The sequence below is a fragment of the Ruegeria sp. BG3 genome, from assembly GCF_056538485.1.
Window position 1 is genome coordinate 404,039 of sequence record NZ_JBQFTE010000001.1, and the last position, 15,677, is coordinate 419,715.

14 protein-coding genes and 3 tRNA genes are annotated in these 15,677 nt (G+C 59.9%); 9 read left to right on the forward strand and 8 right to left on the reverse strand.

The genetic code is table 11. From position 1 onward, the window contains the following. Positions 1-3: 3 nt before the first annotated feature. On the reverse strand, positions 4-1,572 hold the full coding sequence (locus ACR0AI_RS02020) for a caspase family protein (protein ID WP_480671057.1): 1,569 nt from the start codon (positions 1,570-1,572) through the stop codon (positions 4-6). Positions 1,573-1,772: 200 nt separating this feature from the next. On the opposite strand from ACR0AI_RS02020, the gene zwf reads away from it, so the two are divergent. The 4 genes from zwf to ACR0AI_RS02040 all read left to right on the forward strand — a co-directional run bounded on the left by zwf (position 1,773) and on the right by ACR0AI_RS02040 (position 7,311). Then, positions 1,773-3,227 carry a glucose-6-phosphate dehydrogenase gene (gene zwf, locus ACR0AI_RS02025; RefSeq protein ID WP_480671055.1) on the forward strand — a complete coding sequence of 485 codons (1,455 nt, stop codon included), beginning with the start codon at positions 1,773-1,775 and terminating at the stop codon, positions 3,225-3,227. Beyond that, complete coding sequence (gene pgl, locus ACR0AI_RS02030; RefSeq protein ID WP_170688734.1) at positions 3,224-3,895, forward strand: 6-phosphogluconolactonase; 672 nt, start codon at positions 3,224-3,226, stop codon at positions 3,893-3,895. Before zwf ends, pgl begins: the two co-directional genes overlap by 4 nt. A 3-nt stretch (positions 3,896-3,898) precedes the next feature. Beyond that, the gene (gene pgi / locus ACR0AI_RS02035) at positions 3,899-5,506 is read left to right on the forward strand and encodes a glucose-6-phosphate isomerase (RefSeq protein WP_480671052.1); all 1,608 of its coding nucleotides are present in this window, start codon (positions 3,899-3,901) and stop codon (positions 5,504-5,506) included. Between the two features lie 185 nt (positions 5,507-5,691). After that, positions 5,692-7,311 (forward strand): long-chain-fatty-acid--CoA ligase, encoded by a 1,620-nt coding sequence (locus ACR0AI_RS02040; RefSeq protein WP_480671050.1) that lies wholly within the window; start codon positions 5,692-5,694, stop codon positions 7,309-7,311. An 11-nt stretch (positions 7,312-7,322) separates the two neighbouring features. On the opposite strand, the gene ACR0AI_RS02045 is transcribed toward ACR0AI_RS02040, so the two are convergent. The 3 genes from ACR0AI_RS02045 to ACR0AI_RS02055 form a co-directional block, all read right to left on the reverse strand. Then, positions 7,323-7,397: transfer RNA gene (locus ACR0AI_RS02045), tRNA-Asn, on the reverse strand. Between the two features lie 133 nt (positions 7,398-7,530). Then, a tRNA-Asn gene (locus ACR0AI_RS02050) sits at positions 7,531-7,605 on the reverse strand. 75 nt (positions 7,606-7,680) lie between these two features. Then, positions 7,681-8,595, reverse strand: a complete 915-nt coding sequence (locus ACR0AI_RS02055) for an MBL fold metallo-hydrolase (RefSeq protein ID WP_425082865.1) — start codon at positions 8,593-8,595, stop codon at positions 7,681-7,683. Between the two features lie 44 nt (positions 8,596-8,639). Here ACR0AI_RS02055 and ACR0AI_RS02060 point away from each other — a divergent pair, with 44 nt between their 5' ends. Continuing rightward, positions 8,640-9,959 (forward strand): ATP-binding protein, encoded by a 1,320-nt coding sequence (locus tag ACR0AI_RS02060; protein ID WP_480671048.1) that lies wholly within the window; start codon positions 8,640-8,642, stop codon positions 9,957-9,959. 32 nt (positions 9,960-9,991) lie between these two features. On the opposite strand, the gene ACR0AI_RS02065 is transcribed toward ACR0AI_RS02060, so the two are convergent. Further along, a tRNA-Ile gene (locus ACR0AI_RS02065) sits at positions 9,992-10,068 on the reverse strand. Between the two features lie 107 nt (positions 10,069-10,175). Here ACR0AI_RS02065 and purM point away from each other — a divergent pair. From purM to rnd, 3 genes are all read left to right on the forward strand, one after another. After that, positions 10,176-11,222 (forward strand): phosphoribosylformylglycinamidine cyclo-ligase, encoded by a 1,047-nt coding sequence (purM, locus tag ACR0AI_RS02070; protein WP_480671046.1) that lies wholly within the window; start codon positions 10,176-10,178, stop codon positions 11,220-11,222. Continuing rightward, positions 11,219-11,815 carry a phosphoribosylglycinamide formyltransferase gene (gene purN / locus ACR0AI_RS02075; protein ID WP_480671044.1) on the forward strand — a complete coding sequence of 199 codons (597 nt, stop codon included), beginning with the start codon at positions 11,219-11,221 and terminating at the stop codon, positions 11,813-11,815. The genes purM and purN overlap by 4 nt, the downstream gene beginning before the upstream one ends. Positions 11,816-11,921: 106 nt before the next feature. Then, positions 11,922-13,079: a ribonuclease D gene (rnd, locus tag ACR0AI_RS02080; protein WP_480671042.1), complete on the forward strand. Its 1,158-nt coding sequence runs from the start codon at positions 11,922-11,924 to the stop codon at positions 13,077-13,079. 4 nt (positions 13,080-13,083) lie between these two features. Here the strand turns inward: rnd and ACR0AI_RS02085 are convergent, their stop codons facing one another. Beyond that, entirely contained in the window at positions 13,084-13,611 is a 528-nt protein-coding gene (locus ACR0AI_RS02085; RefSeq protein ID WP_480671040.1) for a hypothetical protein, read from the reverse strand. Between the two features lie 138 nt (positions 13,612-13,749). Here ACR0AI_RS02085 and ACR0AI_RS02090 point away from each other — a divergent pair, with 138 nt between their 5' ends. Further along, positions 13,750-14,160: a SufE family protein gene (locus ACR0AI_RS02090; RefSeq protein ID WP_480671638.1), complete on the forward strand. Its 411-nt coding sequence runs from the start codon at positions 13,750-13,752 to the stop codon at positions 14,158-14,160. Between the two features lie 2 nt (positions 14,161-14,162). Here ACR0AI_RS02090 and ACR0AI_RS02095 read toward each other — a convergent pair whose 3' ends face one another. Then, positions 14,163-14,822, reverse strand: coding sequence for a DUF1638 domain-containing protein (locus ACR0AI_RS02095; RefSeq protein ID WP_480671038.1), 660 nt, complete (start codon positions 14,820-14,822; stop codon positions 14,163-14,165). A gap of 108 nt (positions 14,823-14,930) precedes the next feature. Next, a complete protein-coding gene (locus ACR0AI_RS02100; protein WP_170373819.1) occupies positions 14,931-15,629 on the reverse strand; it encodes a corrinoid protein in 699 nt (232 codons plus the stop codon). Positions 15,630-15,677: the final 48 nt, after the last annotated feature.

Sequence of the window (15,677 nt, forward strand, 5' to 3'; positions counted from 1 at the left end):
GCCCTATCCGGCCCGCCACGCATAGACCGAACACCCGGTTGAGCCCGAGCTGGTGAAGCTATTGCCATCCTCGGCGAGACGACCGCGCCATTGAACTGTGATGCCGGGAAAATAGTCGGTGCCGCTGATCTGTTGGTCATTCACATAGATCACCGTATTGGCTTTTTGACCCAGCGAGTCGGTGAGGCTTCCGGTGTACTTATTGCCTCCGGCATGAGAGTAGCGCACTGTTCCGGTCACTTTCACGACCACCGCGCAGGTGGCCTTGAACTGCCAGGTTCCGGCCATAGAAAGGCTCGTGGACACAGAAGGAGCAGGGGACGGTGTGGGCACCGGTGCAGCGACGACCTTGCAGATCGTGCCGCTTTTACCCTGCAACTCCTCCAGCGCGTGCTGAGTTCCCAAATCATCTGCCCCCAATTGCGACGCGCTCGCGTCGCGGTAGCGTGCAAAGGCCTGTCTTGTGCGTGGTCCTGCGACACCATCTGCGCCTCCTGCACTGCAGCCTAGCGCGTTCAAGGCCGATTGCGTGGCGCGCATCACTTCGCGCGAATCTGATATGACGGGTGTTTCTGGGGCTTCGGGGGCCGGAGTGCGCTCCGTCTCGATCGGCAATTCGACCGAAGCAAGGCTGTCGCGCAACTGCAGAGCCACCTCATAAGAGTAGTTTTCGGACTGATCCTCGTACTTCTCAAGAAATGCGTCCAGTGCGGTCACTGTTCCGACCGAGCGCGCAAGCTCAAGATCCGCGCGCATATCATCTGTTGGGGGCGTTGGCGTGGTCAGCGGGACTGTTGCGACAGCTGGGGTGAAATAGAACTCACCCAACAGTTCATCATAATAGGCGGGGATTTGCGTGTGCTGAACGGTGCGGGACAGATCGCGCACCTCGCGCCGCAGGTCCGAGACCATGCTGCGCAGCTCAAGCCCCGGTTCTGACAGTCGCGGAAGCAATGCGCGGGTGAAGACCGAGTTTTGCGCGGGTTCATCATCGCTCAGGCGGTCCAGAGCCATCTGGCCAGCCCCGGCCGAGAAGATCACGAACATACCCTCAGGCGCATTGATACGCCCCAGGCCGCGAGTACGCCCGACACTGCGCCCCGATACGGTCTCGAACGGATTATCGCGGCAGGCGTCAATAATGGCGATAGAGGTGCGCGCGCCGGTGGCGCGGACGCGGTCCAGCAGGTTCGACAAGGCGATGGATTCGGATTTTACGAAATCGGTCTCACCGGACGTGGGCGCAACAATATCGGTGGGCAGCAGGTAATTCTCTCCGTCGATCTCAACCCCGTGACCGGCAAAGAACACAAAAGCGGTGTCGCCTGCCTCCAGCCGGGCCGTGAAGTCCGCGATTTTCTGGTTCATACCGCGCCGGTCGAGGTTCAGGCCTTGGATGGTTTCAAAACCCAGATTTTCAAGCTTGTCGGAAACCGCCTCGGCGTCGGCAACAGCTTTCTTCAGATCAACGACCGAGTTGTACTGATCATTGCCAATCACCAGCGCCAAACGCTCTTGCGCCCAAAGCGGGGCGGCGAAACATGCAAACAGAAAAAACAGAAACTTGTTCATCTCAACAACCCAAACTGGAATGATCCTGTTACATCTATAGCGGAAAACCGCCGCGTCCCTCAGTGATTTGGATTACTTTGGCTTTAGCCATCGAATAAGAGGCGTTTTCGGGTCATGCGACGGAAAAAAAAGACGCATAAAGGAGCATTATGATTGCGCTAACATTGGACATGACCAAAGGGGCAGGTTAAGGACAACTCATGGTTTCACGCGTCATTCCCGTCGATCCTTTCGATCTGGTCATTTTCGGCGGCACCGGAGATCTTGCGCAGCGTAAGATCCTGCCCGCCTTGTTTCGCAGATTCTGCGCGGGGCAGTGGCCCGAACGCGCACGCATCATTGCGGCGGCGCGCAGTGAGCTTTCGACGGATGCGTTCCGGACCCTCGTCGCCGAGTCGTTGCGGAGCTACGCGCCCAGACGGTCTGGTGAGGTTGAGAATCTACAAGGTTTCCTGCAGCGCCTCGACTACGTCCGGCTTGATGCGCTCTCAACCGGCGGGTGGGATGAGCTGGCGGGCAAACTGACCCCGGACCGGGTGCGGGCGTTCTATTTCTCGGTTGGTCCCAGCCTGTTTGCCCCTCTGGCCGAACGTATCCGCGCGCATGCGCTTGCGACCGAGGACACTCGGATCGTGGTAGAGAAACCCTTTGGCCACGATCTGGACAGCGCACGGGATTTGAACGCTACGCTGGCGGCGCATTTCGACGAAAGGCAGATCTATCGGATCGACCACTATCTGGGGAAAGAAACCGTCCAGAACCTGATGGCCGTGCGGTTTGGCAACATGCTGTTTGAGCCGCTTTGGAACAGCCAATACGTGGATCACATCCAGATCACCGTGGCCGAAACGGTGGGCGTCAAAGGGCGCGAAGACTATTACGAGCGCGCTGGAGCCATGCGCGACATGGTGCAGAACCACCTGATGCAATTGCTCTGCCTTATCGCGATGGAACCACCCGCCAAGTTCGATCCGGACGCTGTACGCGACGAAAAGCTCAAGGTCATCCGCGCGCTTGATCCGGTTGAGCCGCACCACATTGTACGCGGGCAGTTCGCCGCCGAGGCTGAAGGGTCAGGCTATCGCGAGGTTGTCGGCAATCCCCGCTCGACCACGGAAAGTTACGTGGCCTTGAAGGCGCATATCAGCAACTGGCGATGGGCCGGGACGCCGTTCTACCTGCGCACCGGTAAGCAGCTGGTGGCGCGGTCCTCGGTGATCAACGTGCAATTCAAGGACGCGCCGCATTCGATATTTGGCGAGGCAGCAGGGCGACACGCCAATGCCTTGTCGATCCGGTTGCAACCGAATGAGGGGATCACCTTGAAGGTGACCATCAAAGAGCCGGGGCAAGGTGGAATGCGTCTGATCGACGTCCCGCTAGATATGAGCTTTGCCGAGGCGCTCGGTCCGGAAAATCAGGGCCCGCCCGATGCCTATGAACGGCTGATCATGGACGTGATCCGGGGCAACCAGACCCTGTTCATGCGTGGTGATGAGGTCGAGGCCGCCTGGGCCTGGACCGATCCGATCATCGCCGGATGGCAGGCGCGGGGCGATGTCCCCAAACCCTATGACAGTGGCAGCACAGGGCCGGGCGACGCCGAGCTGCTGATGAAACGAGACGGTCGCCACTGGCAAGGAATCAAGCCATGAATATTCAGGAATATGCCGACCGCGACATGTTGGCGATCGACGTGGCCAACGCATTGGCCGGAGAATTAGAGGCCGCTTTGTTGCATGACGACACGGTGGCCCTTGCGGTGCCGGGCGGAACGACTCCGGGGCCGGTTTTCGATGTCCTCTGTGCCGCAGATCTGGACTGGGCGCGGATACGCGTGCTGCCGACCGACGAACGCTGTGTGCCTGCGGACAGTGACCGCTCGAACGAGCGTCTGATCCGCGAACGCCTTCTGACCAACCGCGCCTCGGTGGCGCAATACGTGCCGCTCTACGTCCCGGGGGCCGCACCCGAGGACGCTCTGCCTGAGATCGAGTCATTGATCGCACCGGTTCTGCCTTTGTCGGTACTGGTGTTGGGGATGGGAGGCGATATGCACACAGCCTCACTGTTTCCAGGAATGCAGGGGCTGGCTGAGGCGCTGGACAGCAACGCGCCGACACTGGCCGTGGCGAGGACGGATGTGCAACCGGAACCGCGTATCACCCTGACGGCTCCGGTCCTAGATGGGGCCTTGTCGAAACATCTGATCATCTACGGCGCCGAGAAGCGGGAAGCGCTGGAGAAGGCCATGTCTCTACCCCCCGAAGAGGCCCCAATTGCGGCTGTGTTGGGCGGCATGACCGTTCATTGGGCGGAGTGAGCCATGCAGCTGGATAGATTGAAAGCACTGGCAGCATCGCAACAGGCCCGCATTCTCGACCTGTTCGAGGCGGACGCGGATCGGGCACAGAATTTCTCCGCCTCAACCGGCGATATGCTGTTCGACTACTCAAAAACGCAGATCGGCGGCGAGATCCGGGATGCTCTGATCCAACTATGTGACCAAGCCGATCTGGAAGCACGCCGCGAGGCGATGTTTTCTGGCCAGAAAATCAACGAGACTGAAGATCGCGCGGTGTTGCACACGGCGTTGCGAAACCTGGACGGCGACGCGGTGCGGGTCGATGGTCAGGATGTGATGCCGGACGTTTTGGACACCTTGCAGCGGATGCGTGTCTTCGCCGAGGAGGTGCGCGGAGGCACCGCTGCCGGGGCAGGGGGCAGCTTTACCGATGTGGTGAATATCGGTATCGGAGGCTCGGATCTGGGGCCAGTGATGGCGACCCATGCGCTGTCGCCCTACCATGATGGGCCGCGTCTGCACTATGTCTCGAACGTCGATGGCGCGCATATCGCGGATACGTTGCGCCAGTTGGACCCGACCCGAACATTGGTGATCGTGGCCTCGAAAACCTTCACGACGATTGAAACCATGACCAACGCCCGCACCGCGCGGGCCTGGATGAGCGAGGGCGGAGGCGATCCTTCTAAGCAGTTCGCCGCCGTCTCAAGCGCGTTGGACAAAACGCAGGCCTTCGGCATCCCCGAGGATCGCGTATTCGGTTTCGCCGATTGGGTCGGCGGGCGGTACTCCGTCTGGGGTCCTGTCGGATTGCCTGTGATGATCGCGATTGGCTCCAACGCGTTCGACGCGTTCCTGCGGGGCGGTCAGGCGATGGACCTGCACTTCCGCTCGGCCGACTGGGCCGAGAACGTTCCGGTTATGCTGGCTTTGGTCGGGATCTGGCATCGTCAGGTGCTGGGCCATGCCAGCCGCGCGGTGTTGCCCTATGACCAGCGGCTGTTGCGCCTGCCGGCCTATTTCCAGCAGCTCGAGATGGAATCGAACGGCAAATCGGTCGCAATGGATGGCAGCGCGCTGTCTGTGCCATCGGGGCCTGTCGTCTGGGGTGAGCCAGGCACCAATGGTCAGCATGCCTTCTACCAGCTGATCCATCAGGGTACCGACGTGATCCCCTGTGAATTCATGGTGGCCGCCGAAGGGCATGAACCTGAACTGGCCCATCATCACCGCCTGCTTCTGGCCAATTGCTTTGCCCAGTCCGAGGCTTTGATGTGCGGGCGTTCGCTTGACGAAGCCAGCGCCCGAATGGCCGCCAAAGGCCTGCAGGGCGACGAACTCGACCGTCAGGCACGGCATCGGGTGTTTCCTGGCAACCGGCCCTCGACCACCTTGATCTACCCTAAACTGACGCCTTTCGTTCTGGGGCAGATTATTGCGCTATATGAACATCGGGTGTTCGCCGAAGGCGTCCTTTTGGGCATCAATTCCTTCGATCAATGGGGTGTGGAGTTGGGCAAAGAACTTGCCACCTCACTCGGGCCGATCGTGGACGGAGAAGAAAGCGCGGACGACAAGGATGGCTCGACTGCGGCCTTGGTCGCCTATGCCCTGCGCCACCGCAAGTGACGTGGTGAAATGCGGCCCGGGCCAATCTCGGGCCGCAATCTTTTTATTGTCAGACAAATAATTGCTTGGCAGGGTTCTTCCCAATGAACCGTCAAGATTGATCACCCGGCCACCGGCCCGCGTATCACTCAAAGCACGGAATGGCCGCCGACAGCGTGGCCTGAACAAAAAAAGGGAGGATGTCCATGCTGGGACAGATGATGACGCAGCCCTTGCTGATCTCGTCACTGATTGATCACGCCGAGCGCTACCACGGTCAGACGGAAATCGTGTCGGTCGAAACAGACGGTACCGTAACGCAGACCAATTGGTCCGAAGTGGCACGCAACGCTCGCCGGTTGGCATCGGCATTGACCAAGCTTGGACTGGAACCACAAGACCGCATCGGCACCCTGGCCTGGAACAACCGCCGCCACCTTGAGATCTACTATGCGACCTCGGGTGCAGGTTTCGTGTGTCACACGATCAATCCGCGCCTCTTCCCCGAGCAGCTGAACTACATCATCAACCACGCCCAGGATCGCGTTCTGTTTTTTGATGCCACCTTCATCCCGCTGGTCGCTGCGTTGCAAGAGGGGCTGGGCGAGGTTCATCACTTTGTGCTGATGGGGCCCCGTGATGAGGAAGCGGCCATGCAGATCGAAGGGCTGCAATTCTATGATGACTTGATCGAGACGGGTGATGCCGATTTCGCATGGCCGGACTTGGACGAAAACACGGCCTCCAGTCTATGTTACACCTCAGGCACGACGGGCCATCCCAAGGGGGTGCTGTACTCGCATCGCTCGACCGTGCTGCATGGCTTTGCCTCAAACGCGCGAGACGTCATTGGCTATTCGGCGATGGATGTGGTGATGCCCGTGGTGCCGATGTTCCATGTCAATGCCTGGGGGTCGCCCTATGGCTGCGCCATGTCCGGCTCGCGCATGGTTCTACCAGGGCCGGGACTGCATGGTGAGGCGCTGGTCAACCTGATCGACAGCTATGGCGTGACGGTCGCAATGGGTGTTCCCACGATCTGGCAGGGCCTTCTGGCCCATGCCGCGCAATCCGGCAGCAAACTCGCCAGCCTTGATCGCACCGTGATCGGAGGTGCCGCTTGCCCACCCTCGATGATCGAAACCTTCCGTGAGGTCTACGACGTCGATACCGTCCACGCGTGGGGCATGAGTGAGATGAGCCCGCTGGGCACAACCAATGTCCCGATTGCCAAACATCGCGACCTGCCGATCGACGAGCAGCACCGCCTGCGCGAAAGCCAGGGGCGGCCTCCTTATGGGGTTGAGTTGAAGATCGTGGATGACGACGGCAATGATTTGCCCCATGACGGCGAAACCCAGGGCGACCTGATGGTGCGCGGCCCGTGGGTACTGGACAGCTATTTCCAGATGCAGGACGAGGCGCTTTTGCAGGACGGCTGGTTCGCCACCGGCGATGTCGCAACTCTGGATGCCGACGGCTACATGACGATCCGCGATCGGTCCAAGGATATCATCAAATCGGGCGGCGAATGGATCAGCTCGGTCGAGTTGGAAAACATCGCGGTCGCCCATCCAAAACTCGCCACAGCCGCCGTGGTTGGTGTGGCGCACCCCAAATGGGATGAGCGCCCGATTCTGGTCGCCGTGAAGGCCGAGGGAGAGGAGCCGTCAGAGGACGAACTGCTGTCCTTCTTCGATGGCAAGATCGCCAAATGGCAAGTGCCGGACAAGGTTGTATTCATCGACGCTCTGCCGTTGAACGCCACGGGAAAGGTGCTGAAACGGACCTTGCGCACGCAGTTTGCCGACGCATTGACGGGGTGATCTGGGGGAATTGGCTCCGGCGGTAGGGATCGAACCTACGACCAATTGATTAACAGTCAACTGCTCTACCGCTGAGCTACGCCGGAACGGTTCGCGCCGTATAGCAAGCTGTTTTCACGGCGTCCAGTGGGGGATGAAAAGTTTTTTCTGCCGATCAGCAAAGCGCAGTTCTGGCCCGTCTGGACCATGACCAATTTCAGCAGATTTTGCTGAGAAGATTGGCTCCGGCGGTAGGGATCGAACCTACGACCAATTGATTAACAGTCAACTGCTCTACCGCTGAGCTACGCCGGAACTGAGGGGCGTATAACAACCCCGATTTTTGACGTCCAGAGGGGAAGCGCGAGAAATCTGAATTTTTTCACGCGCTCACGAAAGTCGCCGGAAAACCGCATCTGAAGCAAGCGGGCCATTGTAGGTGACTTTGGATTTTCCCGCCAAATCAATCAAATGCGCCAGGACGTTACGCTCGGCTGCGGGCAGCAGGGCTTTCGGGGTGTCGGTGTAGATACGCTCGGCCAATTGACGGGCCGAGCCTTGCCGATCTGCCAGCGCCGCCAGGATCTGCGCTTCTCGTCCTAGCCTATGCTGAATCAACCACTCCAACCGCTCAGCAGGGTTTTCGATCGGCGCGCCGTGACCCGCGTGAAAGACGGACCAGTCGCGCTGTTGCAGTCGATGACAGGCCGCCATGAAGTCGGTGAGGTCTCCGTCAGGGGGAGAGACGAGCGAGCTGGCCCAACCCATCACGTGATCTGCCGTAAAGCAGATATCGCCCCAGGCCAGCGCGATGTGATTGCCCAGATGACCGGGGGTGTGGATGACCTCGAGCTGCCAGTCGTCACCCGTGATGCGTTCTCCGTCCGCCAGCTCGATATCCGGCCGGAATGCGGTGTCGATGCCTTCGCCGCCTTGCACCATGCCACTTTGGGCGAGGTCGGACATGACCGCACTGCGCCCGGCTTCGGGGCCTCCAAAGGCCAGAATAGGGGCACTCGTGCGGGCGGCGAGCGGGGCAGCCAGAGGCGAATGATCCAGATGGGTGTGGGTCACGAGGATATGGCTGATTCTCTGATCGGGGGACAACGCGTCCAGAATCGCCTCCAGATGCGCGTTGCTCAGCGGTCCGGGGTCGATCACTGCCAGATATCGGGTGCCCAGAAGATAGGTGTTCGTGCCCCGATACGTCATCGGCGAAGGATTCGGAGCCAGAATGCGCCGCAAACCCGGATGCAACTCCTGCGCCACGCCAGCTGGCGGGTTGAATTCGTCAGGTGCCTGCATTCTGTCCTCTTTCTCTTGTCTGGGCAGCCCGCTAGGTTTAGCGCATGTCCACGCAATGGCTCAAACCCTATATGCCACGCGGCCTGTATGTCCGGGCTGCGCTGATTCTCTTACTGCCGGTGGTGGCCTTGCTGCTGGTGGTGGGCATTGCGTTCCTGCAAAAGCACCTGGAGGACGTGACCGCGCAAATGACGCAAGCCGCTGCGCGGGAAGTCCGACTGATCACTCAGACCATGGCTGAATCTGAGACCCGGCAACAGGCGTTGGCCGCTGTGCGTCCTGATCTGAGCGCTCTGTCGATGAAGATGCAGTTCCTCGATGCGGATGAGATGCCGGAGATCGGCCGGCGCAGATGGTACGACTTTATTGCGCCACAGGTTGAGGCAGATCTGATGGCAGAATTGCCTGACCTTGTGGCGGTTGCCCTGCCGAGCGGGCAAGAGGCGCGCCTGTATATGCCCACTCATCTAGGTCTGTTGCAGCTGACCTTTGATCGACGGCGTCTGTCCCCTGCAGCGCCGCATCAGTTGATTGTGACGATGGTTTTCTTTGCCATCATCATGACCTCGATTTCGTTTCTATACATGCGCAACCAGCTCCGGCCCATTACGCGGCTTGCAGATGCTGCACAGGCTTTTGGTCGCGGACGGGTTGTGCCGTATTCCCCCGGCGGCGCGGTCGAGGTTCGGGCCGCGGGAAACGCTTTTCTCGACATGCGGGCGAGGATCGAGCGGCAGATGGAGCAGCGAACGTTGATGTTGTCCGGGGTCAGCCATGACCTGCGTACCCCGCTGACACGACTGAAACTGGGTCTGTCTATGTTGCCAGAAGAAGAGGCTGCGCCGTTGCAGCAGGACGTAACCGAGATGCAATCGCTTCTGGATGCGTTCCTCGACTTTTCACGCGGTGCCGCAGAAGGCGCGCCCGAAGAGGTCGATCCCGAAGCTTTGCTGACGCAGATCGTCAGCGACGCAAAACGGGCAGGCCATCAAGCGGAACTGGTAGCAGTCGAAGGGCAGGGGACCGTGATGTTGCGGCCATCGGCCACGCGCCGGGCGGTTGAGAACCTGATCGGCAACGCCGTGCGCTATGGCAGCAAGGCGGATGTCAGCCTGACGCTTACACCCAAATCCCTGCGTATCCGGGTCGAGGATGATGGACCGGGCATCCCGCCGGAACAGCGGACCGAGGCCGTTAAGCCCTTTTCCCGCCTGGACCCTGCACGTAATCAGAACCAAGGCAGCGGTGTTGGTCTGGGCCTTGCCATAGTAGCCGACATCGCCCGTGCCCATGGCGGCGTTTTGCGCCTTGGTAAAAGCGAGCGACTGGGCGGGCTGTGTGCCGACATCATCTTCGGGCGCTAGAGGCGCTGCGTTCTTATGAAAATAGCGGATTTTGGTAGGCCCGGCAGGACTTGAACCCGCAACCAAAGCGTTATGAGCGCTCTGCTCTAACCAATTGAGCTACAGGCCCGCCTGAGCGCTTTGAGTACCACGGTGATCGCCCGCGTCAAGCCTGACCGTTGCATCAAAGCGCACAATCGACTAACCCGCCCGCAAACCATTCATGAGGGATAGGCCATGACAGCGGGCAAGAACGGAATCACCTACGCCGACGCGGGTGTGGATATTGATGCAGGCAACGCTCTGGTCGACCGCATCAAGCCCGCCGCCAAACGCACCAATCGCCCTGGTGTTATGAGCGGCCTGGGTGGGTTCGGCGCGCTGTTTGACCTCAAGGCCGCTGGCTATGAAGATCCCATTTTGGTCGGTGCCACCGACGGTGTCGGCACCAAGCTGCGGATTGCGATTGATACCGGCGTTGTCGATGGCGTTGGCATTGATCTGGTCGCGATGTGCGTCAACGACCTGATCTGTCAGGGCGCTGAGCCATTGTTTTTCCTTGACTATTTCGCTACCGGCAAGCTGGACACCGATACCGCCGCGCGGATCATCGAAGGCATTGCCGAAGGCTGCGCCCAGTCGGGTTGCGCCCTGATCGGCGGCGAAACCGCCGAGATGCCGGGCATGTATCCCGATGGTGATTTCGATCTGGCCGGGTTCTCGATCGGCGCGATGGAGCGGGGTGCCGATCTGCCCGACGGGGTAACGGCGGGCGACGTTCTGCTGGGGCTGGCCTCGAACGGAGTGCATTCCAACGGCTACTCTCTGGTGCGCAAACTGGTCGAGATTTCGGGTCTCGGGTGGGAGGCCGACTCGCCCTTTAGCGACGGTACGCTGGGCGAGTCGCTGCTGACGCCGACGCGCCTCTATGTGAAGCCCGCTTTGGCTGCGATCCGGGCTGGTGGTGTGCACGCGTTGGCCCATATCACCGGCGGCGGTCTGACTGAGAACCTGCCACGTGTTCTGGCCGAAGGGCTGGGGGCTCAAATCGATCTGGACGCATGGGACCTGCCGCCTGTCTTTGGCTGGATGGCCGAAACTGGCGGGATTGCCGAAGGTGAGATGTTGAAAACCTTCAACTGCGGTATCGGCATGATCGTGGTTTGCGCTGCCGATCAGGTTGACGCGCTGACCGAATTGCTGGCCGAGGCGGGCGAGAGTGTCTCGCGCATCGGTACCGTGACCGACACTGCCGGCGTGACCTATTCGGGCAAACTGCTGTGAGCCACAAGCGCGTCGCGATCCTGATTTCCGGCGGCGGATCAAACATGGTCTCTCTGGTCGACAGCATGACCGGAGACCACCCAGCGCGCCCTTGTCTGGTTCTGTCCAACGACGCGCAGGCCGGCGGGCTGGAAAAGGCCCGGGATCGCGGCATCGAAACGGCCGTGGTCGATCACCGCCCCTTTAAAGGGGATCGGGAGGCGTTTGAGGCGGAACTGCTGAAACCGCTTGAGGCCGCGCAGCCTGATATCGTCTGTCTGGCCGGGTTCATGCGGGTTCTGACCGGCGATTTCGTCTCGCGCTTTCAGGGGCGGATGCTGAACATTCACCCCTCGTTGCTGCCGAAATACAAAGGTCTGCACACCCACGCCCGCGCGATCGACGCGGGCGACGCCGAACATGGCTGCACGGTGCATGAGGTCACGGCGGCGTTGGATGATGGCCCAATTCTGGGGCAGGCGAAGGTTGCCATTGCACCCGAGGACACCCCTGACAGCCTGGCCGCCAAAGTGCTGGTTTATGAGCATCAGCTCTACCCGTCGGTGCTGCGGCGGTATGCGGAAGGCAACAGGTCTGTTCTTATGCTGCCCTGATCTCCCTTGGGTGATTTACACCCGGCGAGAATTCGTCCTATGGTCGCCGATAACGCTCGGGACGGAAAAACGGGCAGTCACACAAAGAACAAGAATAGTACGGCGCATGAAAACTCTGACAACGACGCAAGAGCTGGCTGATTTCTGCTCGGCTGCTGCTGCCTTTCCCTATGTCACTGTAGATACCGAATTTCTGCGCGAGCGGACCTATTATTCAAAACTGTGTCTGGTACAGCTTGCCGTTCCTTCCGAGGATGAAGACAGTGCCGTTCTGGTCGACCCGCTGGCCGCTGATATCTCGCTTGAGCCGCTCTATGAGTTGTTCCGGAATGAGAGCGTGGTCAAGGTGTTCCACGCTGCGCGTCAGGACCTTGAGATCTTCTGGGTCGATGCGCATGTGTTCCCAACCCCGCTGTTTGACACGCAGGTTGCTGCGATGGTCTGTGGCTTTGGCGAACAGGTCGGCTATGAGACGTTGGTGCGCAAGATCTGCAAGCAGGGGGTGGATAAAACCTCGCGCTTTACCGACTGGTCGCGGCGTCCTTTGACAGACGCGCAAAAGACCTATGCGCTGGCCGATGTGACCCATCTGCGCAAGATCTACGAACATCTCGCGGCTGAGCTTGAGAAAACCAAGCGCAGCCATTGGGTGTCCGAGGAACTGCGGATCCTGACCCAGCCCGGCACCTATGACATCCGGCCCGAAGATGCGTGGAAGCGTGTCAAAACGCGGACGAACTCGGCCAAGTTTCTCGCGGTTGTGCGGGAGCTGGCACAGTTCCGCGAATCTCACGCACAGGACAACAACATCCCGCGCAACCGCGTTTTTAAGGATGACGCGCTGATCGAGCTGGCCTCGACCAAACCCAAAACGCCATCAGACCTTGGCGGCTCGCGTCTGTTGCTGCGAGAGGCGCGCAAAGGGGCGATTGCGGAAGGCATTCTGGCGGCCGTCAAAAAGGGTGTGAACTGTCCGCCCGAACAACTGCCCAAGGTCGACACGAGCCGCGACAAGCTAAAGGTGAACCCGGCGTTGGCGGATCTGTTGCGGGTGCTGCTGAAATCGAAAACCGAAAGCTCGGGCGTGGCGGCAAAACTGATCGCCACCAGCGCCGAACTGGACCAGATCGCGGCAGGCGAGCGGGGCCTTCCCTCTATGACCGGCTGGAGGTTCGAGGTGTTCGGTGAGGATGCTCTGAAGCTGTGCGAAGGCAAGATCGCACTGGCCGCAAAGGGCCAAAACGTGAAGGTCGTATCCCTTTGACCGTTTAGCGGCGGCGCGATTCCAGGGCGTTTTGCTGCCCAACCACGCGGACCAGACGGATGCCTTCCAGCTCTTGCCGGGAGACGTTGATGGCGTCGGACACCATGCGTGAACGCTCAGTGCCCTGCGCAGTCTGCGCCTTGGGGTAATTCACCAGGAAGGTGAACTCCATCACGCCGTTCTTCTGGTTCTCCTCCGAATTCACGGGCACCAGACGGGCGTTGAACGCGCCTTGGCGTTGCGCCGTGCCCGAGGAATAGACGATCGCTCCGGTGGGCGTTGCGTCGATCCGCAGTTCGTCGATTTTTGCAATCGGAACGCTGGTGTCTTCTTCCTCGGGCCGGTCAAACAGGCCGATGCCCTCGCGCTGTTTTGGGACAAGCGCATAGGCCTCATCCACCGGAGCGGTTTCGACTGGAGCGGGCTGGCTGGATCCGAACCAGTTAGACGGGTTCGCCCGCGAATTGCGCCAGCTGTTGCAGGCAGACAGGGTCAACGCGGCGACGACAAGAAGAGACAGTGATTTTTGCATGGACCCACGGCTTTAACAGTCATTCACGCAATGGGTTAGCGCAATTTCCTTGCCTTGAAAAGCCACGGCGAGGGCTGGACAGGGGGCTATCGTCGGCATAGGTCACAATTGTGAATGAAACAGAAGGACCGCCGCGCCATGGCAACGCCCGCCTTTGAAGAAATTGTCGAAGATTTCGAGTTCCTCGAGGATTGGGAGGACCGCTATCGCCATGTGATCGAACAGGGCAAGGCGATGGGGCCGCTGGACGACGCGCTCAAAGTTCCGGCGACCAAAGTGGACGGCTGCGCCAGCCAGGTGTGGCTGCACCCGATGATCGACGGTGGCGTGTTTCGGTTCGATGGGGATAGCGATGCGCTGATTGTGCGTGGCCTGATCGCGGTTTTACGTTTGCTTTACAACGACTTACCAGTGGCCGAAGTGATCAAGGTCGATGCCGGCGGAGAGCTGGCGCGGCTGGGTCTGAATGACCACTTGTCTGCTCAGCGGTCGAACGGTCTGAGGGCGATGATCGAACGCATCCGCGAGGTTGCGCAGGAAAAAGCGTAGCGTCAGCGCGTTCTCGTCGCCCAATCGGTCAACGTGGTTTCCAGATCGCCATATCCGGTCAGACGGCGCTCAAAATCCAGTCCCATACGCTCGGCACATTCTTTTGCGCGCGCCGTCAGCGCGGGATCATCTGTTTGGGCCTGATACACCAGTTTGGTGTAGTTCCCGAAATACATGTCTCGCAGCTGGGGATGGCGATCCAGACCCAGCGGTTTCCAGACAAAGGCATCGAACTGTCGGGCTAGAAAATCTGTCAGGTAGAAGGCGGTTGTCTCGTCCTCGCCTTGCGCGGCAAAGGCCTCATTCCCTTCGAAGAACGAATAGCAATGCGGGCCTTTGACCATCTCGACACCAAGCCGGTCACACGCCTGTTGCAGCAGGCCGCCGGTGCCGCAATCTGCGTAGACGACGAAGACCTGATCGTAGCGCTCACGATGCTTGGCAATCGCATCTTCGACGGCCTGAGTGATTTTCTCGGGGTGGACATGTAGGATCGCGGGCAGGCAGGTCAGGTCCATATGGTCCCAGCCGTTGCGGTTTTTGAGGTCCAGAATCTCGCGCGCCAAGGCCCCGCAGGCCAGCAACAGGATACGGCCCTTGCCGGTTTCGTCATATCCGTCGGTCGTCAGACTGGTATCATCGGGATGTTGGCTCTGTGACATTCCGGGGTCCTCTGGCTGGCTGGTCCGGGTGATTTTGCCCGAAAACGCGGCTTGAAACAAAAAGGCCGCCCGAAATCGAGCGGCCCTTTCAGAACAGAAACGGTGTTCTTATCCCGCCAGCTGGTTGTGCTTGCGCGAGACGAAGTCCTTGGCGGTCTCAACCGCCACAGCCGCGTCACGGCAATATGCGTCAGCACCGATGGCTTTGCCAAACTCTTCGTTCAGCGGTGCGCCGCCGACCAGAACGATGTAGTCATCGCGAACGCCTTGCTCGACCAGCGTGTCGATCACGACCTTCATGTAAGGCATGGTCGTGGTCAGCAGGGCCGACATGCCCAGGATGTCGGGCTGTTCGTTTTCCAGCGCTTCCAGGTAGTTCTCGACCGGGTTGTTGATGCCGATGTCGACAACTTCGAAACCCGCGCCTTCCATCATCATCGAAACAAGGTTCTTGCCGATGTCGTGGATGTCGCCCTTCACGGTGCCGATGACCATCTTACCAACGCGAGGTGCGCCGGTTTCAGCGAGTAGAGGCTTCAGGATCGCCATACCGCCCTTCATGGCGTTGGCGGCCAACAGAACCTCGGGCACGAACAGGATACCGTCGCGGAAGTCGTGGCCAACCACGGTCATGCCGCCGACCAGAGCTTTGGTCAGGATGTCGTAGGGGGTCCAGCCGCGCTCGAGAAGGATGTTGGTGCCTTCTTCGATCTCTTCTTTCAGACCGTCGTAGAGATCGTCGAACATCTGTTCAACAAGCTCTTCGTCGTTCAGTTCGGACAGGATGATGTCTTCTTCGTCGGACATGGGGTGTTTTCCTGAGCTGTGCGGACCCTTGGTCCGGGGTGGCATTTT